Source organism: Pedobacter aquatilis, from assembly GCF_032678425.1.
Taxonomy (GTDB): domain Bacteria; phylum Bacteroidota; class Bacteroidia; order Sphingobacteriales; family Sphingobacteriaceae; genus Pedobacter; species Pedobacter aquatilis_B.
Genome location: NZ_JAVTSG010000001.1, coordinates 380,857 through 406,660, shown reverse-complemented (window position 1 = coordinate 406,660; position 25,804 = coordinate 380,857). Strand labels below are relative to the sequence as shown.

18 protein-coding genes are annotated in these 25,804 nt (G+C 35.8%); 10 read left to right on the top strand and 8 right to left on the bottom strand.

The features are described 5' to 3' along the window. The first annotated feature begins 8 nt into the window (after nucleotides 1–8). Together R2Q16_RS01580 and R2Q16_RS01575 are read left to right on the top strand one after the other, a co-directional pair. Entirely contained in the window at nucleotides 9–1,007 is a 999-nt protein-coding gene (locus R2Q16_RS01580; RefSeq protein WP_316734771.1) for an NAD(P)H-dependent glycerol-3-phosphate dehydrogenase, read from the top strand. Between the two features lie 336 nt (nucleotides 1,008–1,343). After that, a complete protein-coding gene (locus tag R2Q16_RS01575) occupies nucleotides 1,344–1,685 on the top strand; it encodes a hypothetical protein (RefSeq protein ID WP_316734770.1) in 342 nt (113 codons plus the stop codon). A gap of 59 nt (nucleotides 1,686–1,744) precedes the next feature. Here R2Q16_RS01575 and R2Q16_RS01570 read toward each other — a convergent pair whose 3' ends face one another. From R2Q16_RS01570 to rpmB, 6 genes are all read right to left on the bottom strand, one after another. Beyond that, nucleotides 1,745–2,245 carry a hypothetical protein gene (locus R2Q16_RS01570; RefSeq protein WP_316734769.1) on the bottom strand — a complete coding sequence of 167 codons (501 nt, stop codon included), beginning with the start codon at nucleotides 2,243–2,245 and terminating at the stop codon, nucleotides 1,745–1,747. A 123-nt stretch (nucleotides 2,246–2,368) separates the two neighbouring features. Continuing rightward, nucleotides 2,369–3,700, bottom strand: a complete 1,332-nt coding sequence (rimO, locus tag R2Q16_RS01565) for a 30S ribosomal protein S12 methylthiotransferase RimO (protein ID WP_316734768.1) — start codon at nucleotides 3,698–3,700, stop codon at nucleotides 2,369–2,371. Between the two features lie 72 nt (nucleotides 3,701–3,772). Further along, entirely contained in the window at nucleotides 3,773–4,735 is a 963-nt protein-coding gene (ftsY, locus tag R2Q16_RS01560) for a signal recognition particle-docking protein FtsY (protein ID WP_290241867.1), read from the bottom strand. A gap of 86 nt (nucleotides 4,736–4,821) precedes the next feature. After that, complete coding sequence (locus R2Q16_RS01555; protein WP_010599808.1) at nucleotides 4,822–4,977, bottom strand: DUF4295 domain-containing protein; 156 nt, start codon at nucleotides 4,975–4,977, stop codon at nucleotides 4,822–4,824. A gap of 84 nt (nucleotides 4,978–5,061) precedes the next feature. Then, complete coding sequence (gene rpmG / locus R2Q16_RS01550) at nucleotides 5,062–5,244, bottom strand: 50S ribosomal protein L33 (RefSeq protein ID WP_316734762.1); 183 nt, start codon at nucleotides 5,242–5,244, stop codon at nucleotides 5,062–5,064. Nucleotides 5,245–5,288: 44 nt separating this feature from the next. Continuing rightward, nucleotides 5,289–5,522 carry a 50S ribosomal protein L28 gene (rpmB, locus tag R2Q16_RS01545; RefSeq protein WP_231464193.1) on the bottom strand — a complete coding sequence of 78 codons (234 nt, stop codon included), beginning with the start codon at nucleotides 5,520–5,522 and terminating at the stop codon, nucleotides 5,289–5,291. Nucleotides 5,523–5,734: 212 nt separating this feature from the next. Here rpmB and acs point away from each other — a divergent pair, with 212 nt between their 5' ends. Then, nucleotides 5,735–7,633: an acetate--CoA ligase gene (gene acs, locus R2Q16_RS01540; RefSeq protein WP_316734760.1), complete on the top strand. Its 1,899-nt coding sequence runs from the start codon at nucleotides 5,735–5,737 to the stop codon at nucleotides 7,631–7,633. 70 nt (nucleotides 7,634–7,703) lie between these two features. On the opposite strand, the gene R2Q16_RS01535 is transcribed toward acs, so the two are convergent. Both R2Q16_RS01535 and R2Q16_RS01530 read right to left on the bottom strand, forming a co-directional pair. Next, the gene (locus R2Q16_RS01535; RefSeq protein WP_316734759.1) at nucleotides 7,704–9,074 is read right to left on the bottom strand and encodes a RagB/SusD family nutrient uptake outer membrane protein; all 1,371 of its coding nucleotides are present in this window, start codon (nucleotides 9,072–9,074) and stop codon (nucleotides 7,704–7,706) included. Nucleotides 9,075–9,088: 14 nt separating this feature from the next. Beyond that, nucleotides 9,089–12,100 carry a TonB-dependent receptor gene (locus R2Q16_RS01530; RefSeq protein WP_316734758.1) on the bottom strand — a complete coding sequence of 1,004 codons (3,012 nt, stop codon included), beginning with the start codon at nucleotides 12,098–12,100 and terminating at the stop codon, nucleotides 9,089–9,091. Between the two features lie 186 nt (nucleotides 12,101–12,286). On the opposite strand from R2Q16_RS01530, the gene R2Q16_RS01525 reads away from it, so the two are divergent. From R2Q16_RS01525 to R2Q16_RS01495, 7 genes are all read left to right on the top strand, one after another. Further along, nucleotides 12,287–12,472, top strand: a complete 186-nt coding sequence (locus R2Q16_RS01525; RefSeq protein WP_029276197.1) for a CsbD family protein — start codon at nucleotides 12,287–12,289, stop codon at nucleotides 12,470–12,472. 140 nt (nucleotides 12,473–12,612) lie between these two features. Further along, entirely contained in the window at nucleotides 12,613–16,743 is a 4,131-nt protein-coding gene (locus tag R2Q16_RS01520) for a two-component regulator propeller domain-containing protein (RefSeq protein WP_316734754.1), read from the top strand. Nucleotides 16,744–16,857: 114 nt separating this feature from the next. Beyond that, nucleotides 16,858–19,932, top strand: coding sequence for a TonB-dependent receptor (locus R2Q16_RS01515; protein ID WP_316734752.1), 3,075 nt, complete (start codon nucleotides 16,858–16,860; stop codon nucleotides 19,930–19,932). A 46-nt stretch (nucleotides 19,933–19,978) separates the two neighbouring features. Then, the gene (locus R2Q16_RS01510; RefSeq protein ID WP_316734751.1) at nucleotides 19,979–21,436 is read left to right on the top strand and encodes a RagB/SusD family nutrient uptake outer membrane protein; all 1,458 of its coding nucleotides are present in this window, start codon (nucleotides 19,979–19,981) and stop codon (nucleotides 21,434–21,436) included. A gap of 118 nt (nucleotides 21,437–21,554) precedes the next feature. Beyond that, nucleotides 21,555–22,613 (top strand): glycoside hydrolase family 130 protein, encoded by a 1,059-nt coding sequence (locus R2Q16_RS01505; RefSeq protein WP_316734750.1) that lies wholly within the window; start codon nucleotides 21,555–21,557, stop codon nucleotides 22,611–22,613. Further along, nucleotides 22,603–23,895: an MFS transporter gene (locus R2Q16_RS01500; protein ID WP_316734748.1), complete on the top strand. Its 1,293-nt coding sequence runs from the start codon at nucleotides 22,603–22,605 to the stop codon at nucleotides 23,893–23,895. Before R2Q16_RS01505 ends, R2Q16_RS01500 begins: the two co-directional genes overlap by 11 nt. 15 nt (nucleotides 23,896–23,910) lie before the next feature. Then, entirely contained in the window at nucleotides 23,911–25,626 is a 1,716-nt protein-coding gene (locus R2Q16_RS01495; protein ID WP_316734747.1) for a hypothetical protein, read from the top strand. Nucleotides 25,627–25,804: the final 178 nt, after the last annotated feature.

The window sequence follows — 25,804 nt, the reverse complement described above, 5'->3', positions numbered from 1 at the left end:
TAATAAATATGTTACCAAAAATAGCCATGATTGGGGGCGGGAGCTGGGCTACTGCCATCGTTAAAATGCTTTCAGATAATTTAACCGAAAAGGAAATTTTTTGGTGGATGCGTAATAACGATGCTATTGAACACATAAAAAAATTTAAACATAATCCTCATTACATAAGTTCGGTAGAAATTAAACTTCCAGCCGATAATATTTCATCAGATATAAATTGCATTGTAAAAGCTGCTGATTTTATCATTTTAAACGTTCCTGCTGCGTTTTTAAAAGATTCGCTAAAAAACATTACTGCCGATGATTTAAAAGGGAAGAAGATCGTTTCTGCCATAAAAGGAATCGTGCCAGAGGATAACCTGATAATTGGTGAGTTTTTGCATCAGAAGTACAACGTTCAATACGATGACATTTTGGTGGTAAGTGGTCCGTGCCACGCAGAAGAAGTTGCTTTCGAAAAACTTTCCTATTTAACCATTGCCTGCACAAATATTGAAAATGCCTTAACTTTTGCTTCGTTTTTAAATACCCGCTACATCAAAACCAATGTATCTGATGATATTTTTGGCACAGAATACGCGGCGGTTTTGAAAAATATTTATGCCGTAGCAAGCGGCATTTGTCACGGAATTGGCTATGGCGATAACTTTCAAGCGGTATTAATTAGCAACGCCATTCGAGAAATTAAACGTTTTGTTGATGCCGTACATCCCATTAACCGCGATATAAAAGAATCGGCTTATTTGGGCGATTTATTGGTTACGGCTTATTCTCAGTTTAGCAGAAACCGAACCTTTGGCAATATGGTTGGTAAGGGTTACACTGTAAAATCTGCGCAGCTGGAAATGAATATGATTGCCGAAGGTTATTACGCGGCCAAATGTATGCACATAAAAAATAACGATTACAATGTAGATATGCCAATTTGCAAGGCCGTTCACAGCATTTTGTACGAAAACCGTTCGCCATTGATTGAAATGAAACTTTTAGCAGAAAAGCTAAATTAGCACCATAAGTTTATTTGCAATAATTTGGTTTTTAGCCCCGGGCAAAGCGGCACCCCTGTAGCGCAGCGAAAGGATACAGCAAAGCACGGGAACTTCCTTTAAAAGTAATTACTGCTTTTGCGCTTCAAAATTTTGTAAAGCAATTTAGTGTTTCATCGGTTCAGGTAGTCCTACTTTTCGCTAATATCTATTTTGTGAGTGTCAGCATTGAACCAATATTTGTGCAACAAAATAGGATAACGCTTCAATTAGGTTTATTTAACATTTGGCGGTGCTGCTATTTCAAAACAAAAACCTTAAGGTTGGTGTTATATGTGGAAAATAAAATCAATCGCCATGAAAAAGAAATTAGCAATAGGATTATTAACGTTCGCATTATTTGGAGGTTTAAGCCTTAGTTCGCAAGCACAAGAAAAGAAAACCGATGTTGGTAAAGCTTTAGATAAAACCGGTAAAGCAATTGGTAAAGGCGCTAAATCAGTCGGAAATAAAACTGCCGAAGTTGCAGTAAAAGGCGAATCGAAAGTAGCCGATAAAACCTGGAAAGGTAAAATGGCGCCAGATGGCTCAAATGTTTACATTAACGCCAAAAACGAAAAATATTACGTTAACGCAAAAGGTGCTAAAATTTGGTTAAAGGCCAGTGAAATTAAAAACAGACCAGAACCTAAAAAATAGAGAGATAAAAAAAAACCGATATTTTTATATCGGTTTTTTTTTATGAAATTTTCGTCTGTTTATTTAACTAATAAGGTATAAATTTCGTTTATAGGTCTGCTAGTGGCATTTGGAAATTCTTTCATGGCTTCGTTTTTATCTATTAATAATTTCTCAATAACACTTGCATTTACCTTAAGGTTTAGTTCATAAAGTTTATCATTTCCCAATTTGAGATAAAATGTATTCTCTAGGCTTTTAGCTAGAAATGGCAGTTCGTAAGATATAAGTTGATAGTTGGTTACTGCATTATCTGTTGTGATGGTAAATGGCCTATTAATGTTAAAGCTAATTTGTTTGATAACGTTATTATTATCTTTTGAATAGATTTGTAGTTGTTTATTATCATAGTAACCAGAAGTTTCGGGATTTAATAAATCATTACCGAAACTATTTTTTATAGTTAAGGCGAATGCCGGGCCAGAAACTGGAGAACATGCACAAGGTTGGCCGCCAGTAATTTTTTTACAGCTTAAATTTGCAATAAAAAGCACTAATAAAAGGAGTGTAAATTTTTTCATAGATAGGTTTTATTGCTTTAAACGATTTTGCTATTTATTACGCTACAGTATTTTAAAATAAAAAATAATCCATAAAAAAGCCCGAAAGTTTTTGCTTTCGGGCTTTGTGTATTTAAAATACTTTTAAACAATCTTTCCGTATAAATCGAAATCCTCAGCTCTATCAATCTTAACATTAACAAAGCTTCCGTTTGCGGCATAACCAGTGCTTGCATCAATTAGAACTTCATTATCAACTTCAGGCGAATCAAATTCAGTTCTGCCGACAAAGAAATCACCTTCTTTTTTATCGATTAATACTTTGAAAGTTTTACCAACTTTTTCCTGGTTAATATCAAATGAAATGCCTTGTTGAATTTCCATGATGTCATCAACGCGTTGTTGTTTAACTTCATCGGGCACATTATCTACTAATGTATGCGCATGCGTTTTTTCTTCGTGAGAATAAGTGAAACAGCCTAAACGGTCGAATTTAGTTTCCTCAACCCAAGCTGCCATTTCTTCAAAATCTTGTTGAGTTTCGCCGGGATAACCGCAAATTAAGGTGGTACGCATGGCGATATTTGGCACTTTATCTCTAATCTGGTTTACTAAATCGATTGTTTTTTGCTTGGTTGTTCCTCTGCGCATCGATTTTAGCATATTATCTGTAATGTGCTGCAATGGCATATCAAGATATTTGCAAATGTTATCACGCTCGTTCATGGCATCTAAGATCTCCATCGGGAAACCAGAAGGATAAGCATACTGTAAACGAATCCATTCAATGCCTGGAACATCAGATAAACGACGCATTAGCTCATCGAGCTTACGAACGCCGTATAAATCCAAACCGTAATAAGTTAAATCCTGAGCGATTAGAATAAGTTCTTTGGTGCCGTTTTTGGCTAAAATTTTTGCTTCATTAACCAACTCTTCCATTGGTTTACTCATGTGTTTACCACGCATCAGCGGAATAGCACAAAATGAGCACGGGCGGTTACAACCTTCAGCAATTTTGAAATAAGCAAAGTGCGATGGGGTGGTTAATAAACGTTCACCAATTAACTCATGTTTGTAATTTGCACCAAGTTCGTGTAAAATATTTTGCAAATCGTTGGTGCCAAAAAATGCATCAACGTTCGTAATTTCTGATTCTAATTCTGGTTTGTAGCGTTCGGATAAGCAGCCGGTAACCACAACTTTTCCAATTTTACCGGCTTCTTTAAGTTCGCTGAATTGTAAAATAGTGTCAATAGATTCTTGCTTGGCGTTATCAATAAAACCGCATGTATTAATAACCACAATATCATCTTTACCCATCTTGTCAGATTCGTGCATAACGTTTAAGTTATTGCCACGTAACTGCCCCATTAACACTTCCGAATCGTATATATTTTTAGAGCAACCTAATGTAATCACATTGATTTTAGGTTGTTTAACAGCGGTTTTACTTCTTACTACTTTAGTATTCATCTTTACACTTAATCTTTTACTTATTTTATTTTGTCATCATTGCGAGGCACGAAGTAATGACGGATTCAGCCCTTATTTAAACAAACTATTTACAAATTCCTTTTTATCAAAAAGCTGTAAGTCGCCTATTTTTTCGCCAACACCAATATATTTTACCGGAATTTTAAATTGATCTGAAATACCGATAACTACACCGCCCTTAGCCGTTCCATCTAACTTTGTAATGGCTAAAGCATTAACATCGGTGGCTTCGGTAAATTGTTTACATTGTTCAAACGCATTCTGACCTGTAGAGGCATCTAATACTAATAAAATCTCATGTGGTGCATTTGGTACAACTTTCTGCATTACCTGCTTAATCTTACCAAGCTCATTCATCAAGCCAATTTTATTATGTAAACGACCTGCGGTATCAATAATTACCACATCTTCGTTATTTGCAACGGCCGATTGTAAAGTGTCGAAAGCTACAGAAGCAGGATCTGAGCCCATTGCCTGCGCTACAACGCGCACACCAACTCTTTCGCCCCAAAGTTTAATTTGGTCTACAGCAGCCGCACGAAAAGTATCAGCAGCGCCCAAAACAACTTTTAAATTTGCTTCTTTTAATTTATGCGCAAGTTTACCAATGGTTGTGGTTTTACCAACGCCATTAACGCCAACAACCATAATTACATAGGGTTTATGGTCGCCGTATTCAAACTGACGAAAATCGTTACTATTGTTTTCTGATAATAACAATTGGATTTCATCACGAAGCAGAAAATTTAATTCTGAAGTTGAAAGGTATTTATCCCGGGCAACGCGTTCCTCAATTCTGCCGATAATTTTTAATGTGGTTTTTACACCAACATCAGAAGTTACCAAAACCTCTTCTAAATTATCGAGTACTTCATCATCAACAGAAGATTTACCTGCAACAGCTTTAGTTATTTTATTAAAAAAGCCATCTTTAGTTTTTTCTAAACCCTTATCTAAAGCTTCCTGAGCCTCAGGTGCAGTTTCTTTCTTTTTGAAAAAATCGAATAAACCCATATTAAAATTTTATATAACAAAAAAAGCCCTTCCGGTTATAACGGAACGGCCTTTAATATTTTTATCAATATTAAAAAATATTAACCTTATTTAGATGCAATAGCATCTTTTACGTGGTCGTTGTGTACGATAAGCTCTTTGAATGAATAAGCACCAGTTTTTGGTGATTTAACCATTGTAATCACTTTCGAATATTCTTTACCTGTACCTGTTTTAAGGGTTGCAACTACTTTCTTTGCCATGTTCTTATAATTTTAATTATTGAATTAGAGAATGTTTATATGATAGAATTAAAAATTCAGTCATTGCGTCATTCAATCATTCAATTATTTTATCTCTTTGTGTACGGTTACTTTTCTCAATACCGAGTTGAATTTTTTCAATTCTAAACGCTCAGTAGTGTTTTTACGGTTTTTGGTAGAAATATATCTAGACATACCTGGCATGCCACTTTCTTTATGCTCAGTACATTCTAAAATAACCTGAACTCTGTTACCTTTTTTTGCCATTTTAATATAAATTGTAAACTGTTAATCTCAACAGTTAATGTTTTTTACAAAAATCCTTTTTTTACGAAACGGTTGATTGCTTCGTTGATACCCACTTTGTTGATGGTTTTAATCGCTGAAGTAGAAACCTTCAACGTAATCCAACGGTCTTCTTCAGGGATATAAAATTTCTGAAGTTTCAAATTAGGATAAAATTTGCGTTTAGTTTTAACGTTTGAGTGTGAAACGTTATTACCTACCATTGCCTTTTTTCCTGTTAAATCACAAACTCTTGACATGACTTGTAAATATAGTTGTTAAATATCGTCCGCTTAATTTTTTTAAGAGTGTGCAAATATCTGAATAATAAATGAAAACAGCAAGAGAGTGGCTAAAATTTTTCATATATTTTTTTAATCAGCCTATGTACACCATTTTGATACAATTTCACCATTTAAGGTTATCAATATTTCATTAAATTAGCCGATACTAACAAAGATATAAACGAGCAATGCAAATTACAACCTTTAAACAATACGAAGAAGATTATAAAAAGAGTGTAGAAAATCCTGAGCAATTTTGGGGAGAAGTTGCACAAAACTTTCAATGGCGAAAACCTTGGTTTAAAGTGCTTTCATGGAATTTTGAAGAACCTAATATTAAATGGTTTGAAGGTGCAAAATTAAATATAACGGAGAATTGTTTAGATAGACATTTAGCTACAGATGGCGATAAACCAGCCATTATCTGGGAACCAAATAATCCGGAAGAAGAATCTGTTACTTACACTTATAAAATGTTGCACGAACGCGTTTGTCGTTTTGCTAATGTTTTGAAAAGAAATGGGGCAAAAAAAGGCGACCGTATTTGTATTTATATGCCAATGGTTCCTGAGCTTGCTATTGCGGTTTTAGCTTGTGCCAGAATTGGTGCAGTTCACTCTGTAATTTTCGGTGGTTTTTCTGCGAAATCTATTGCCGATAGAATTAACGATTCACAATGTAAACTCGTTATTACGGCTGATGGCGCTTATCGTGGAAATAAGCAAATTCCGCTTAAAGATGTGATTGATGATGCTTTAATTGGTTGCCCTACTGTTGAAAAATGTATTGTTTTAACGCATGTGCGTACGCCTGTTTCGATGTTGAAAGGTAGAGATGTTTGGTGGGAAGATGAAGTGAAACACGTAAATGATGTTTGCGAAGCTGAGGAAATGGACGCAGAAGATATGCTGTTTATTCTTTACACTTCAGGCTCTACTGGCAAACCAAAAGGTGTGGTGCATACTTGTGGCGGATATATGGTTTATGCCGGTTATACTTTCTCAAATGTATTTAATTATCAGCCAAACGAGGTTTATTTCTGTACCGCCGATATTGGTTGGATTACCGGACATTCATACATTGTTTACGGTCCGCTTTCTCAAGGCGCAACTTCTGTTTTGTTCGAAGGCATTCCAACTTATCCAAGTCCGTCTCGTTTTTGGGATATTGTAGAAAAACACAAAGTGAATACTTTATATACCGCTCCAACTGCGATACGCTCTTTAATGAGTTTTGGCGAAGATCCACTAAATGGAAAAGATTTGAGCTCGATTCGCGTTCTAGGTTCGGTTGGAGAACCGATTAATGAAGAGGCATGGCACTGGTTCGATGAAAAGATAGGGAAAAGTAAAGCGCCAATTGTAGATACCTGGTGGCAAACAGAAACCGGTGGAATTATGATTTCGCCAATTGCAACCGTAACGCCGACAAAACCTAGTTACGCAACATTGCCTTTGCCAGGTATTCAACCAATTTTGGTAGATGAGAATGGAAAGGAAATTGAAGGAAATGATGTAAGTGGAAACCTTTGTATAAAATTCCCATGGCCGGGTATGCTTAGAACTACTTATGGCGACCACGAGCGTTGTAAACAAACATATTTTTCTACTTACGAAAATCTTTATTTTACTGGTGATGGTTGCTTGCGTGATAAAGATGGTTATTACAGAATTACAGGTAGGGTAGATGATGTATTAAACGTTTCAGGACATAGAATTGGCACTGCAGAGGTGGAAAACGCAATAAACATGCATGCAGGTGTTGTAGAAAGCGCTGTTGTTGGCTATCCGCACGATGTAAAAGGACAAGGGATTTATGCTTTTGTTATCAATCCTGAAATGCATGGAGAGGCCGAATTAACCAAAAAAGATATTTTGCAAACGGTAACCAGAGTTATTGGTGCAATTGCAAAACCCGATAAAATATTATTTGTATCAGGTTTACCGAAAACACGTTCTGGCAAAATTATGCGCCGAATTTTACGCAAAATCGCCGAAGGTGATACCGCTAATTTGGGCGATACTTCAACATTGTTAGACCCTGCTGTTGTGGAGGAAATTATAGAAGCTTCGAAGAATTTGAAATAACATCAATATTCTCATAACAAAAAATGCCTCCCGAAATTTCAGGAGGCATTTTTTGTTTGAGAAGATATTCTTAATATCCAGGATTTTGAACTAAAGTGTTGCCACTTGCATTTATTTCACGATCAGGAATTGGGAATACCAATTTTGGATCATTGTAAGCAAAGGTTCCAATAGAACGTTTTGTACGTTTATAATCATGAAGTCTGAATCCTTCGAAAGCTAACTCTTTTTCTCTTTCGCTTAAGATTATTGCTAAAGTTGGGGTTATCGTGCCTAAACCAGCTCTAGTTCTTAAAGTATTGATATCACTTGCAGCTGTAGCGCCAACTGAAGTTCCCAATCTAAAGTTACATTCTGCTCTGATTAGATATTGTTCTGTAATTCTACATACTGGGATGTTATCAAAGTAGCTATACCATTTCTTAGAGAAAAAACCGGTTCTAGCACCTGTACCATCATAAATTAACTCTGTTTGTCTTTTATCGCCAGCTTCAAAAGAGTTGTAGAAAGCAGTATTTACAAGTGCATCAGCTCTGCCTACATCACCACCTGTACTGTTTTGATAGCTCGCGTAAAAAGTTGCCAATCCATCATTTGATGTACCCGCATTACTTTGCTCATTTTGCTTAATTTCAAAAATTCCTTCACTCGAATTTTTAGTTCTAAACGGAGCCTCAAGTGAATTAGTTATTAAACGATAAGGACTATTGGTGATAATATCATTAGCTAAATCTCTGGCTAAAGCATATTTTCCTTCCTGTAAATAAACTCTGGCTAAAAAAGCCTTTGCGGCGTACTGGTCATTTACTGATGATAATTTGGTAATTGCATTACTTAAATCGTTTTCTACCGCTGTATACACTTCGATAACGCTATTTCTCTTAACATTGTTGCTAATGTTATCAATCGATTTTACCGCTTTAGTAATTATTGGTACACCTAAATTTGTATTTGCTCCAGCTGCATCATATGGCAAAGCATATAATCTTACCAATTCGAAATGTAAAATTCCGCGGATAAATAATGCTTTACCTTCAATAACATTTCTTGTATCAGTATTCGAAACTACGCCAAGTGATGATAAAACAATATTTGCTGTATTAATGGCTGCGTAAGATGTTACCCAAGTCCTGGTTGCCTCAACATTATTCGCCACAATAGCCTTACTGGAAATGTTTCTGTACGAAGTAAAGCTTCCTCTCCAAGTTAAATAGTTATCGCTGGCATAAATATCTGGTACGAAAACAAGATTTGTTCCATATAAATCGCCAAGTGCTAAAAAGGTGTAAGCGCCGGTTAAGGCATTTTCAACATCTGCTGTAGTATTTAATGCAACGCTTGCATCAATTTGCTGCTTCGGATCTATTTCTAATTGTTTTTTACAGCTGGATAAACTTAAAACAAGCAAAAATGAAGCTAGTATATTTTTATAATTTTTCATATTCAAAGTATTTATTATAAGCCAAGGTTTATACCAAATGTAATTGTTCTAGCTTGTGGAGGGGTATAAAAATCATGTCCTAATTGAATATTTGCCGATTGAATTGACGCTCCTCCAGGTGTATTAACTTCGGGGTCGTAACCTTTGTAACCTGTAATCGTAAATAGATTTAAGGCCGAAACAAAAACTCTCAAATTTTGCAATTTGTATTTATTTGCAATTTCTTTTGGAATATTATAACCTAGCACAACACTTTTAACCCTTAAATATGAACCGTCCTGAATCCAACGAGAAGATGGGCTTGTTCCATTACCTTCATTAAATCTAGGTTGAGGAATCATGGTAACTCTATTTGTAGGTGTCCAATAGTTCATCTGATCAACTGTTTGGTTGTCAAAATAATCTCCGTTTGCTGATTGAAAAACACCTGCCATATTGTAGATGTCATTTCCAGAAACAAATTGAGTCTGTATATCTAAATCGAAGTTCTTGTAAGAAAAATGATTTCCAAAACCACCAAAAAACTTAGGGTTTGGATCGCCTAACTTTTGATTTTGAGCAAGACTATAATCGTTAGTTGTAGCCGTTCTTGATGCATCAACATAATAAATTGCATCTCCGTTTGACGGATCTACACCAGCGTAAGCTTTTCCGTAAAAGTAGCCCAATGGTTCTCCAACAGCAACTCTACCTAAAAATCTACCACCTGTAAAAATTGGTTGGTCATTTACTAAACGTAGAACTTTGTTTCTGTTTAATGAGATGTTAAATGAGGTACTCCATTTAAATTCTCCGATGAAATTTCTCGTATTTAGAGAGAATTCTAAACCTTGATTTTGCATATCACCAATGTTCTGTGTTATTGATGAAAAACCATTGGTTGCAGCAATTGGAGCATTTAACAATAAGTCAGTCGTTTTCTTTTTGTAGTATTCAACAGTTGATGAAATTCTATCATTAAAGAAACCAAAATCCAAACCGATGTTAAAGTTATTAGTTGTTTCCCAAGTTAAATTTGGGTCGCCAAGTTGAAATGGACGCGTACCACCAATACCTGCATAATTAACACCTCTGTATAGATTCCTAGAAGCAAAATCACCAATCTCAGCATTACCAGTTAAACCATAACTTGCTCTAAGCTTTAATTGACTTATCGTCTTACTATCTTTTAAAAAATTCTCCTCATTGATAATCCATCCGGCAGATACCGCAGGGAAAGTTCCGTACCTGTTGTTAATACCAAATCTTGATGAACCATCCGTTCTTATTGAAGCACTTAATAGGTATTTATCTTGGAATTTATAATTTATTCTAGCTAAATAAGATACAAATGTGTGTCTCGTTTCAGAAGAACTACCAGCCGAAATAACAGCCGCACTTGCAATTTTTGTAAAACTATCTGATGGGAGGGTAGTACCTTCAACCGAAGAAAATCTGAATTTTGTATCCTGAAAGGCAAAACCTGCCAATACATTAAGACTATGTTGATCATTAAAAGTTTTAGTATAGTTTAATGTGTTGTTTGTATTGAAATTTATTGACTTCGCCATGTAATCAGATGAATATCCGCCTGTACTTCCACCATCCTGAGTTTTTGAGCCCAAAAATTGTTCTTCCTCTAAATTGTTGAAATCGAATCCATATTCACTTCTAAAAATCAAATCAGGTGTAATTTTTAAACTGGCAAATGCATTAGCAAATGTTCTATAAGTAGTCGATAGATTCTTACCATTTGCAACATCAATCAATCCATTATAATAAACAGTAGAACGATTTAATTCTCCAAATTCATCATAAACCGGCTGAATTGGAGGCAAGGCATTTAGTTGCAGTGGATTTGAAAAAGCATTGTCAGTAGAAATACGATAATTATCAACTTTTGATATGTTTATCGAACCACCAACATCTAAAATTTTTGAAACGGTATGGTCTAAACTCAGTCTTCCTCCGGTACGAACATATCTGTTACCAATAATAATACCATCATTATTGTTATAATTACCGGATAGCATAAACCTGGTTTTTTCATTTCCACCGTTAATATTTAAGCTGTACTGTTGTACATGGCCTTTTCTAAAACCTTGATCTACCCAGTTTGTATTATTATTACTCGTCCAATCCGTTGTACCAGTGTAATCTTCCCACATTTCGGCAGCGTTAGCATAATCACCGTCATCATAGTTATTATATTTAAATGCTTCGTTTAATAACTGACGATATTGGTCTGCGTTTAAAAACTCACCTTTTTTAGTCGGGTCGCTAAAGCCTGCATAATACCCAAAATCAATATTGGTTCTACCTTGTTTACCTTTTTTCGTACTAATTAATACCACGCCATTTGAAGCACGTGCGCCATAAATTGCGGCTGCTGCAGCATCTTTTAAAACTTCCATCGATTCAATATCATCTGGGCTAATCGCAGCTAAGGGGTTATCAGCTTCTGTATAAGTACCCAATGCTTCGGTAACAATTGGCACTCCATCAATAACAAACAGCGGTTGATTACTTGCCGAAATTGAAGAAATACCCCTGACGCGGATTTGCAAAGCCTGACCAAGTTTACCGCTACTGGAATTAATAAAAACACCGGGAGCCTTACCTTGTAATGCACTCTCAACAGTTGCTAATGGTCTATCTTTCATTTCTGCCGCTGTAACACGTGCTTGAGAACCTAATAAATCTCGCTTTGATTGCGTACCGTAACCAACCACAACTACATCGGTTAAGGTAGTATTATCTTCCTCTAAACTTGCATTAACAGCTGTGCCTCTTATTGCAACATCTTTGGATTTATAACCCACAAATGTAAAAGTAAGTGTACTTGCACCTTGAGCGACAGTTAGTCTGTACTCGCCTGTTGCGTTGGTTTGTGTACCGTTGGATGGTGTTCCTTTAACATACACGCTTACTCCGGGTAGAGGATCACCTGTACTCGAAGTTACCTTTCCGCTAATTGATCTGTCTTGTGCAAGAACTGAAACAATAACGCAAAAGGATAAAAAGAAACTTAAGAGTAGTTTTTTCATCAAATTGTTAGTTTTAGTTTATAAAAGTTTGTTAGATAGGTAATAACTAAACTAATGTAACAAAATTATTAGACATAGCAGTAAGGAATATTGAATCACCTTGTGATTTATCTCAAAATATTTAAACAACTACAGCATTTTGAGTGTTAATTATAAAATTGATCACAAAACTTAAAAAGAAATAAAATGGATAAGTTAGAATTAAAAGGAAAGTGGAACGAGATAAAAGGTAAAGTTAAACAGGCATATGCAGATTTAACAGATGATGATTTAAAGCATGAAGAAGGTCAGGATGATGAATTATTAGGAAAGCTTCAGCAAAAAACAGGCAAGGGAAGAGATGAACTTGTAAAGTGGATCAATTCTTTGTAATTGAAACAAAAATAAACGAAAACAGGCAATCAAATTTGATTGCCTGTTTTCGTTTATAAGCATTATGTGCCCGTTTTTTTATAAATTTAGTTGTCCTTAAAAATTTATAATATGCTATGATTTTTTACGGTTAACATTTTATGATTAGAGCCTATACTTTTTTTATTTTTCTTATACAGATTGCTTCTTTACAATTCCTTTTTGCTCAAGAAATTAAGCCAGAAATGGCATTTTATTACAAACAGCTTGATAATAGAAATGGTCTTTCTAATGGCTCGGTAAATGCTGTTTATCAGGATAAAGACCAATTGCTTTGGATTGGTACCTGGGATGGTTTAAACCGATACGATGGGAGTAAATTTACGGTTTACAATCATTTAATCGAACAAAAGGAAAACAGTATTGGAAGTAATGTTATTCAATCCATTAAGGAGGATAATCAGCATAATATCTGGATTAATACTGTTGGTGGTATCTCTCGCTACAACAAAATTTCAGGAAAATTTAGCAGGTACTTTTACAAAAATGCGGCTTCTCAAAAGGTAAGCGAAAACGAGTATGATTTAGTAATCAGTCAAAATGGCGATGTTTTCTGTCTCGCATCAAGTGGAATACTGCGTAAATATAATAAGGCTACAGATAAATTTGAATTATACCATTCGTTTAACGCGAGCAAACCACTTAAACTATGTGTTTTTAAACAAAATATTTGTGCGCTATCTAAAGATGGTGTGCTATCTATTTTGGAATTTCAAGATAAAAAACTGAATATAAATGGAACAATTAACACTCCAAAAAAGATAATCGATTTCTTTGTTGTTAATAACAAAATAATATGTAGCACAATTGATGGTAATTTTCTTTTGGTTGAGGATGATCTAACCGCCAATCCAGTACGTTTACCTTCAAAAAAAATAAAGGCTGTAGCTTATTATAAATCGCATTATGTTATTGCCTGGGAAAACCAAGGTGTTAATGTTTATGATGAAGATTTTACGCCTAGTGATTTTTTATCGACAGAAATAAAAGCAGTTGAAAACCTAAAAATTACTGTTTTAAATGTCGCACAAGATAAAGTACTTTGGTTAGGGACAGATGGAAATGGCTTAATTCAGATCTATCCTAAACAGAATTACTTTGGCGTGCTTACCAAAATTAATGGTATAGCCATTAATAAACCCATCAGAACTTTTGCCGAGGATGGAAATAATTTGTGGGTTGGAACAAAAGGCAACGGGATTTTTCTTTTCAACGATTTCTGGAAAAATAATGCTGGTCAGAATAAAAGTGCAAGCGCAATAACCGGTTTGGAAAATAATTCGGTTTTTGTAATCAAAAAACTGAGCAATCAATTGATTTATATTGGTACAGATGGTAAGGGGATATCTATTTACGACCAGAAATTAAAAAAAATAGTTATTTGGAAAGATGTAAAGGGTAGTGAAAAGCTTCCTGAATTTAAGTCTGTTTATAGTATTATTGAAGATAATGATGGTTCAGTTTGGATGGGCACGAGCGGTTTTGGTTTAGTTCACCTTAAACTCAATCGAAACAACGATGGCTCAATTTCAGTTACTAATTTTAAGCAATATTCTTCTTCAACAATTGAAAAAAATGGGCCAGCAAATGATATCATTTATGCTTTAGCACAAGATAAAGATGGACGTTTATGGATTGCTTGCCGTTACGGCGGTTTAAGTGTTTTTGATAAAAAATCCGGCTCATTTAAAACCTATAAGGCTTCAGGTTACAATGGAAGTTTATCGCACAGCGATGTTCTTTCACTTTATTATGATAAAAAAGATTGCCTTTGGATAGGAACCAGTTATGGGTTAAACTATTTAACTAATCAGGAATCTTTAAAAGAAAAACCAAGCTTTGTTAAAATAACCACAGAAAATGGTTTGCCAAATAATACCATTCATGCCATACAAGAGGATAATTGGGGCAATATTTGGCTGAGCACAAATAAGGGATTGGCTAAGCTAAACCCGCTAAATAACAGCATCGCGAACTATCAGGAAAGCGATGGCTTACAAAGTAATGAGTTTAGCGATGGCGCTACATTTAAAGCTTCGAACAATAATTTGTTATTCGGGGGGATTTATGGATTTAATTATTTCTTGCCACGAAATAGCCCTGAAAACACTAAGCAACCAAACTTATTGTTATCTGATTTAAGATTAGGTGGTCAAGAATTCCAAAATAATCAATTCTTAATTGTAAAACCCGAACAGCAAAATGCAGAGGCTTTCGATTTGGAGCGGAAAAGCAATTTTTTTCAATTTTCTTTAAATGCGCTAAACTATTTTAATGCTGCAAAAAATGAATTCGCTTATAAGTTAAAAGGATTAGATGACAACTGGCGATATTCTGGTGCCGAAGGTAAAATTTCCTACTACAATATTCCGCCAGGGAAATATGAATTATTGGTTAGATGGAGTAACGGAGAAAGCATTTGGACTAAAGATGTGGTTGCTTTGAAGCTAAATGTGAAACAATATTTTTGGCTAACCATTCCGGCTTATGCCGTTTATATTCTTCTTTTATCAATTGGAGGATATGCTTTTCATGTCTATCGTAAAAACAAAATAGAAATGAAATTTAAATTGGAGCGTGAATATTTATTCAGGCAAAAGGATGAAGATGCCCATCGCCAGAGGATAAATTTCTTTACCAATATTGCCCACGAAATTAAAACGCCTTTAACTTTAATATTGGGTTCGGTAGAACATTTTATGCAAAAACATAATGTGCTCGATAAATCGGTAGACAGAAATTACTTTCTTTCCCTTGTGCATCAACATACGGCTCGCCTAACTTATTTGGTACAGCAACTTCTAGAGTTTCGCAAAGCTGAAGCTGGTTATCTAAAAAGAAATGATGATTACTTTGATATCTCGAAGCTTTTAAATGGTTTAACACAGTTATTTATTCCGGCGGCAGAAAAAAACGAACAAAATTTTATACGGGAAATCCCAGATGGAATTGCTGGATTTATCGATAAAGATAAATTTGAAAAGGTGCTGTTTAATCTGCTTTCAAATGCGTTTAAACATTCGGGCATAAAGCAAGAAATTGTTTTTTCTGTCGATTACAATGCTCAAAATCAAAGTCTGGAAGTTGTGGTTGCAAACTCTGGATGTAAACTGCAAGAGGCAGACCTCGAGCATTTATTTAGCGAATTTCAGTCGGGTAAAGATAGCGAATACGAAAAATTTAGTACAGGTATCGGCTTGGCTTTTACCAAAGAATTGATTTCAATTATGGACGGAACTATCCACGTTTCATTAAAAAACGAATGGATATACTTTAAATTTGAACTGAAACTTAAACAAAATGTTGAGGGCAAAGATAATGAGGTAGTGGCTTCTGCTCCTTCTTATTTATTCGAATCGATTCTAAAACCTTATCAGGATACCAGAGGAGAAACAATAGAGGACAATAATAAACTTTCATTAATTGATGATCTGAAAGGCAATGCGCAAGCCAGTATTTTAATCGTTGAGGATGATGAAGCGCTACGGTTTCTACTCAGAAATATATTAAAAGACCAATACAATGTTTACCAGGCTGGTGATGGTGTTGCTGCACTATCGTTTTTGAAACATAACAATATTGATGTAATTATTAGCGATGTGATGATGCCGGATATGGATGGTTTGGAACTTTGCAGGCACATTAAAACTACTCCTGCAACTTGCCACATTCCATTTATAATGCTCTCTGCTAAAGGCACTGAAGAACATAAAACGGAGGGTTACGAAACTGGAGCTGATGCTTACATTCCTAAACCTTTTCATATTAATTATTTGCAGATGCGGGTACGGAAAATATTGGATTACCGCAACCGCATGAATCATGTAATTAAAGATAGAAACATTAATAATCATTTTGATGATGTTGATTTAGAACAGAGTGATAAAGAGTTTTTAAATGCGCTGGTAAAAGCTGTGGAAGATAATTTAGCAGAAACGGATTTAGATGCGGCTAAGCTTGAAGATATTTTATGCATCAGTAAAATGCAGTTGTATCGGAAATTGAAAACGCTGGCCGGAATGACACCGTCTGAATTTATAAAAAGAATTAGGTTAAAACATGCTGCTGTATTACTCTTAAATTCTAAACTCAATGTATCAGAAATTTTCTACTTAACAGGTTTTAATAACAAATCTTACTTCTTTAGGGAGTTTAAAAAAATCTATCATTTAGCTCCAAATGATTACCGCCAGAAACAACATACGGTTTCTCCAGGTCAAGAAATTATTTAGTTAAAGTAGGCTAAAACCTCTTTTTTGCAACAATAGTGAACTAAAATGTAACTATAGTACACTATTGTTGCCTGCCGCTGCAAGTATCTTTGCTAATAATCAAATATAAATCAAATGAAAAAAAACAGACGTATCTATGTATCGTTGGTTTTCTTGTTATTGGCCCTCTCGGGTTTTACAAGTTATGCACAAACAAAAATTACCGGTAAGGTAACTGATGAAGCTAATCAGCCGCTGCCCGGAGTTATTGTGATGCAAACCAACACTCAAAACAAAACAACAACCGATAACAACGGAGTATATGTTTTAACTTTACAAGCAGGTTCCGCACAAACATTAACTTTTAGTTATGTCGGTTATAATTCTACCACCTCAAATCCAACAGGTGGAAATTTAAATATTTCACTAAAACCATCAGACCAATCTTTAGATGATGTAGTGGTTGTTGGTTATACCTCTCAAAAGAAAGCCTCAATTACAGGTTCTGTGGCAACGGTTGATATGAACGACTTGCAAAAAACAAGGATTGTTGATGTTGCCCAAGCTTTGCAAGGACAGGTTGCGGGTGTATTTGTTGCTGCGAATACAGGTGCGCCCGGCGATGGTATTAAACTACGTATACGTGGTGAAGGTACTTTAGGAAATAACGATGTTCTTTATGTAATCGATGGTGTGCCAACCAGAGATATTTCTTTTCTAAACCAGAGTGATGTAAAATCCATGACGGTTTTAAAAGATGCTGCGGCAAGTGCAATTTATGGTTCCAGAGCTGCAAATGGGGTAGTAATTATTACAACTGTTAATGGTTCTCAAGGTAAGGCAAATGTAAATATCGAATATTTTGCAGGTTTCCATCAGGCAACCAACTTGCCAAAAATGTTAAATGCCGACCAATATTTAACGGTAAAAGACAGGGCCTGGCACAACACGCTTGGCAATGCTGCAAATGCGGTTAGCCCTTATCAGGCAGCAAGAAGCAGAACCGATTTAGCCGATACGGATTGGTTAAATGAGTTATTTGAAACGGGTAAATCTAAAAATTTACAAGCTTCGGTAAATGGGGGTTCAGATAAAGTTCAGTATTTAATTTCTACCGGATATTATAAACAAGATGGAATTGTGGTTCAAAATCACGATGGTTTTGAGCGTTTCAATTTCCGTTCGAATGTGAATGCAAACGTAACCGATAGATTTAAAGTTGGGACAAACCTTCAATTAAGTTATGCTAAGCAAGATAAATTATCATCAAGTGGTGATGTGCCGGGTGTAATTCGTCATGCTTTATTACGCCCACCAGTTTTAGGTGTGTACAAAAACGTTAACGACCCTACATATTCTGCCTCAAATCCCTACACCGATTTACCATTTTACACCGGAAATAATAATGGCTGGGATAAAAACTTCGAATTTAGTTCTAACCCGATTGCCATTGTAAATTTCACCAATGATAAAAGAAAAACATTTCAAACCTTTGGAAATATTTATGCCGAATATGCATTTCTGAAAGATAAATCCTTAACTTTTAGAACCAGTGTTGGTGTGGATATTAGCTTCTCGCACAACAAAAATTTTGCTCAAAACTTTGGCGATGATAATGATAACAATCCGGATGAACTATTTCCGGGACAGGGTAGAAATAATAAGCCAAATAATTTAGATGAAAATAGAGGTGAGGTAATGAATTTCACTTTTACAAATACCTTAAATTATCAAAAAACTTTTGCCGATAAACATAATGTAAACTTCCTTTTAGGTGCAGAGAATATATCGAGTAAGTCGTCGGCAATTGGTGGTAGTCGCCAAAACTTTAATAAAAGCACTTCAGGTTTTCAATATTTAGATTATGGAAGCTTAACCAATATTTACAATTCTGGTTCGGCCAGCGAATTTAACTTAGCGTCTTTCTTTGCTAGCGCAAATTATAATTTCAACGGAAAATATTTTGCAACTGCTACGATGCGGGCAGATGGTTCGTCACGTTTTGGTCCAAGCAATAAATGGGGTTATTTTCCTTCGGCATCAGCCGGATGGTTAATTTCTAACGAAGATTTTATGAAAGATGTTCAATGGATTTCTGAATTAAAATTAAGAGGAAGTTGGGGACAAGCCGGAAATCAGGAAATCCCAAATAATACTTATCAAACATTAGTTTCAGAAGCTGGCGGCATCGTAAATGTGGTTAGATATGGTAATCCTGATGTGAAATGGGAAACCACAACCCAAACCAATTTTGGTTTAGATTTTGGCATCCTGAAAAATAGATTATCATTTACTGCTGATTATTTTGTGAAAAAAACAAGCGATATTTTATTAACTGTTGGTTTGCCCGCTGTATCAGTTGGTGTTATCGATAGAACATATGTTAACGCTGGTGAGGTAAGCAATAAAGGTTTCGAATTGGGTGTAAATTTTCAAAACAGAGACCGTGCTTTTAAATATAACGTAAATACAAATATTGCTACTTTAACCAATCGCGTAAATAAATTACAGGAGTTTGTTAAAAACATTAATGACGACCAAACCCACACCAGAACTGAAGCAGGGCAACCCATTAACTCATATTTCGGTTTAGTTTTTGATGGCATTTATCAAACACCAGCAGAGGTTACAAGTCATTTGTTTTCTAACGCAAACGGCGCTTTGCCCGGCGATATCAAGTTTAAAGATTTAAATGGCGATGGGCAGATTAACGCAGACGACCGAACATTTATCGGTAATCCGGTTCCAAAATTAACCTATGGCTTGGCTTTTTCTTCATCATATAAAAACTTCGATTTCTCATTCTTATTGCAAGGTGTACAAGGAGTTGACAGATACAATGATTTGAAACAGATTATTAATTTCGATAGTCGTCCGTTTAACTCAATGACATCGGTTTTAGATAGCTGGAATGGCCCGGGTACGAGCAATACACTTCCTCGCCTAACATTCAACAATAATGGTGGTGGTAATGTCTCAAGCGTTTTTGTTGAGGATGCTTCATATCTAAGGTTAAAAAACATTGAGGTTGGTTATACCTTCAACATTAAAAACATCGGTGTAAAAAATGTCCGTTTATATGCATCAGGACAAAACCTATTTACGATTACAGATTATACAGGTTTAGATCCGGAATCTACATCGCTGATTGATAAGGGAACTTATCCGCAATCGAAGGCCTTTATAATCGGCTTAAAACTTAATTTATAATCTTTTTCTGATAACCATTATGAAACGATTAACATATATATGCCTAATGCTTTGCTTAATAGCATTGGCAAGTTGTAAAAAACAACTCACTACAGAGGCTGTTGGCTTAACAACCTTGGAGCAAGTTAATTCTAAACCAACTTTAGGTACGGTAGAAAGTTCGGTTACTTCCGCTTATCAACTTTTATCAAACCGATTAAATATTTTGGCTCAATGGGATTGGGGCGGTGGTTTGGTTTTCCAAAACGATTTGATTATGCAGGATATCGCATCAGATGATATGGAGAAAAAGTGGAATCCTGACGGCGACCAACCTTGGATAGACGATGTAAATAATTTCACGTTTACGTCAACCAATGGTGGACCAAATGGTTTATGGAAATATGATTACGAAGGTATAAAACGCTTAAACATCGCTATTGAATTATTAACTAAATCAGGTATTGAGGCATTAACAGGCATAACAACCGCTCGTAAAAACCAACTTTTGGGTGAAGCTTACTTTTTAAGATCTTACTATTACTTCTCTCTGGTAACTAATTTTGGCGATGTGCCATTAATTTTGAAACCAGTAAGTACTTATCAGGAAGCATTTGAAGTTGCGGTTAGGGCAGATAAAAATGTGGTTTGGGATAAAATTAAGTCAGATTTGAACCTGGCGAAAGGTATGTTGCCGAATGCAAAATTTAGTTCTACGACAGAAAAATGGAGGGTAAGCAAAGGTGCGGTTATCGCATTGTTAGCAAAATCGGCACTTTATACCGAAAAGTGGGCAGATGTAGTGACTAATGTGAATGAATTACAAGCGCTTGGTTTTTACAGTTTAAACGCCAATTATTTCGATAGCTTTAACCAAACCAAAGAATTTGCAGAAAACGAAGTTATATTTTGCTACGACCATCAAAGCAATCAAAATCCTTTAAAGGGAAATGGAATTTGTGCGCCGTTAGGCTGGGGCTTTTTTGCGCCAAGTACCGATTTTTTAAATGCTTTTGAAGCAAACGACCCAAGAAAATTATATACGGTAGATGCTCCAAATCAAAATGTAAACAAATTATTAGGCAGTACAAATGGCTCGAATAAAGGAAACGATGATGCCGCAAACAATAAAATTTACATTAGATATGCAGATGTGTTATTGTGGAAAGCAGAGGCACAAAATGAATTGGGGCAACCTGCTGATGCCGTTTCTATCATAAACCAAATTAGGAACAGAGCGAGAACAAGTTTAAGTGCTACAGGTGTAATGCCGCCAGCCGGAACATTGCCTGATAGAACTGCATCAACAGATAAAGAAACCATTAGAAACTGGTTAATTTCTGAAAGACGTGTAGAATTAGGTTTTGAATCTCAAAGGATGTTAGACTTAAAACGCTGGAAATTGGCTAAAACGGTAATGACTGCAAAAGGTAAGAACTTTCAGGATAAACATTATTTATATCCAATTCCTCAGGGAGAAGTTGATGCTTCTGCTGGATTGTTGAAACAAAACCCTGGTTACTAGCTGTTAACATAATATTGCTTGCGGTATTACTTATCGCAAGCAATACATTAACTAAATACTTCTTAAACAATTTTTCTATCCATTTTTTGTGGTATTGGAAAACTATTCTCAAAAAATTATGAGCGACAGTGCAAAGCGATTTACTCAAAATCCGATATTATCTCCTAAAGACTTAAAACCAAGTAGGCCGGGTTTAGAAATAGCATGTTTACTTAATCCAGGTGTTTTTACTTTCGAAAACAAAACCTGGTTATTAATCCGCGTAGCGGAAAGACCCCAACAAAAACCTGGTATAATTTCTTTCCCGGTATTGAAAGATGGTGGCATTGAAATCATTGAGATTAATGAAAATGATCCGGAATTAATTGCAACAGATCCTCGGGTTATAAACTACAAAGGCGCAGATTACTTAACCACTTTATCGCACTTAAGATTGGTTTGTAGTGATGATGGCATTAACTTTTATCAACCGGAAGGTTATCCTTTATTGCAAGGAGAAGGACCAGATGAGGCATTTGGGATAGAAGATTGTCGGGTGGCATTGGTTGATGGTACCTACTATTTAACCTTTACTGCGGTTTCTGCTCATGGTGTAAGTGTTGGTATGAGGACCACAACCGACTGGAAAACTTTTAAAAAACATGGTATAATTATTCCGCCGCATAATAAAGATTGCGCCATTTTTGAGGAAAAAATCAATGGTAAATTCTATACACTTCACCGTCCGAGCAGTGTTGATCTAGGAGGTAATTACATTTGGTTAGCCGAATCTCCAGACGGTTTGCATTGGGGAAATCATAAATGCATCATTAAAACCCGTGCAACTAATTGGGATAGCAAACGTGTAGGTGCTGGTGCAGCTCCAATTAAAACTGAAAAAGGTTGGCTTGAAATTTATCACGGCGCCAATGCAGAACATCAGTATTGTTTAGGTGCTTTTTTAATGGATTTAAACGAGCCATCGAAAGTTTTGGCGCAAACGGATGAGCCAATTATGAAACCAATAGCCGATTACGAGTTAAGTGGCTTTTTCGGTCAGGTGGTTTTTACAAATGGACATATAATAAATGGTGACCAACTAACCATTTATTACGGCGCAGCAGACGAATTTGTTTGTGGTGCTAAATTCTCTATTCAAGATATTTTATCTCAACTGAAATACAATCATGCTGAATAAACTAAAATCAGAAATTACGCATTTCAAAAATCAATCATACAATTTTAGGGTACTTACGCTAACCAATTTAATATATAGCATTGTATTGCCTGTTATCGATATTTTTGTTGCGGCTTACGTTATGCGCAGCTCTAACGATCCGGTTAAGGTTGTAATTTATCAGCTAACTATTTACACTGGCATTCCAATTACTTTTTTCCTTAACGGATTTCTTTTGAGCAGATTTTCCATCAAAACACTATATTCTCTGGGCATGATGCTGAGTGGCGTTTCGATGATGGTGATGATGTCGCTGACTACATTGGATAATACCGGTATTGGTATTGCAGGTTTAATTATGGGCATGTCGTTTGGTTTTTATTGGGCCAATAGAGATTTTCTTGCACTAGCCATCACCAACGATGAAAACAGGAATTACTACTATGGTTTGGAAACGTTTTTTTATACCATTATTGCCGTAGTTATTCCGGTATTAATTGGTTGGTTTATCGAATTTAATGCCGGTTCTGGAAATGCCAATTTAGCTTACAAAATTGTAACCGGAATGGTTTTCGTGATTACAATTCTAGCCTCGATAATGTGTTTTAGAGGCAATTTCCAAAATCCTACAGAGAAAAAATTTGTTTATTTTAAGTTCGATCCCTATTGGTACAAATTATTAAGGTTGGCTACCTTAAAAGGACTTGTTCAAGGGTTTTTGGTAACAGCTCCGGCTATGTTAATTATGCTTTTGGTTGGCAAGGAAGGCGCATTAGGTACTGCACAATCAATTGGCGCAATAATCGCTGCGGTAGCCATGTACATTATTGGCAGAAATACTTCGCCAAAGCATCGTTTGTATGTTTTTGGAGCAGGTTTGGTGCTCTTTGCTGTTGCCGCTATTATCAATGGTATTTTGTTTAGCAGTTTGGGTGTAATCTTATTTATGCTGTTTTTACTACTCGCGAAACCACTTTTAGATTTGGCTTATTTTCCAATCCAATTTAGCGTGATAGATATTTTAACCAAAAAGGAAAAACGCAGCGAATTTGCTTATATCTTAAATCACGAAGCGGGTTTATACATCGGGCGCTTAACTGGTGCCGGCACATTTTTAATTTTAGCTTACGTTTTTTCAGTAGAAATAGCTTTGCGCTACGCGATAGTTATCGTAGCTATTTTGCAACTTGCATCTTATTGGGTAGCCAAAGGGATTATTAAACAAGGCAAAATTGAAAATGTTGATGCTCCAATTATAAGTAATGAAGCGCCTAATTTTGTAGCTCCGGTAATTACTAACTAATAGATTAAAATATATATGAGAATTACAAAAATATTTATCGCTTTATTGTTTTTATCAAGTTGGAACCAGGTTAAAGCTCAAGTCAAGCAATTGATGCTGAGCAGGGTGAATGAGATGGCCGATATTCCTCAACCATTAAAAATTATTGATTGGAAATTGATGGCGCAAAACTTCGATAAAACCATTTACGATTTTAATGCAAAAGGCAAATACTGGCCAATGGTTTGGATGGATGATACACGCAAAAATTTCGACCAGCCAGTAATGGGTATTTATACCGCCGTTGGCGATGTAAGGCAGGGGCAACAAAATAATAAAGGCATGTTCCATGAAGCTTTAGCAAACATGGGTGCAGTTATGGGCGCAGGCTTAATTGGCATTGATAAAAGCAAACAGAACGGAAAGAACTACGTGGCGATGCTTAAAAATTATTTCAATCGTGATACTAAATGGAATATTATGATGAATAACACCGCCCCAGAAGTTGCTTTATTGGGTGGTGGTTATGGCAGAGATTGGTGGTATGACGTTTACCCAAATGTTTTGTTTTATGCCATTTGCGAGCAATATCCTGATGAAAAAGATTTTGATTGGATTGCCAAAAGTATAGCCGAAAAATTTTATAAAGCAGATTCGATTTTAAAAGGAGATTATAATTATTCGTATTTCGATTATGCTCAAATGAAACCAATGAAAAACCAGATTTGTGCACAGGCCGATGCAGCTGCGGGACACGCATGGGTGCTATATGCAGCCTATAAAAAATTTGGCGATAAAAGATATTTGGAAGGTGCGATAAGCGCCATGACTGCACTCGAAAGTAATAAGATAAATCCTACATACGAATTATTAATGCCTTTTGGCGCTTATCTGGCGGCTAGAATGAATGTAGAACAAGAAACAAAGTTCGATGTGCATAAACTTATGGGCTGGACATTTGACGGGACGGCAGTTTGCCGTGAAGGTTGGGGTGTTTTAACAGGAAAATGGAACGGTTACGATATTTCTGGTGTGGTTGGCAGTACGGTAGACCATGGCGGTTATGGCTTTTTAATGAACACTTTTGATGCTGCTTGGCCATTGGTTCCGACGGTGCGTTATAATACTGCTTACGCTAATGCAATTGGCAAATGGATGTTAAATGCCGTAAATGCTTCCCGCTTTTTTTACCCGCAATATATGCCGGCTGACAGGCAAACCATTCCAGATGCAATTGCAGTAACCAAAGGGGTAATTGCCTATGAGGGTTTTGCAAAGGTTTCTACTTTTGATACGCTTTACACGGATAAAAAAGGACCAGTTGCACAAGGTGATGGCCCAAAATGGGTGCCTGGTAAAAACCCTGATGTTTCTCAATTTAGTGTTTATGGAAGCGGTCATGTAGGTATTTTCGGTGCAATTGTAGAAAAAACCAACATCGAAGGTATTTTGAAACTTGATGTCTTGGCAACCGATTTTTACAAAGACAAGGCTTATCCAACTTATTTAATCTACAATCCTTACAACCAAGCTAAAACAATTAATTATAAAGTTAAGGCTAAAAACAAAGTTGATTTGTACAACGCAGTTGCTCAAAAATTTATTGCCAAAAATGTATCAGCAACAGCAAAGTTAGAAATCGATAAGGTTAATTCAGTATTAATAGTTGAGGTACCTGCGGGTAGTAAATTAACCAATTCAAATTCTAAATTACTGGCGAATGGTATCGTAATCGATTATCAAAAGAAATAGATTGTTGCTATAAAGCATGTCTGTTTTTTATTGTTTACAAGGTGGATTTTTGTTCCTAAACCCGACAGCAGCGGTAGCCCCGAGTTTTTCACGAGGGCTATAGCGAATGGCGGGACTGATGTTTCCGAAGAAATACTAAATGTCAATTTCCAAATCATTAATTGCTTGAATTGGATAA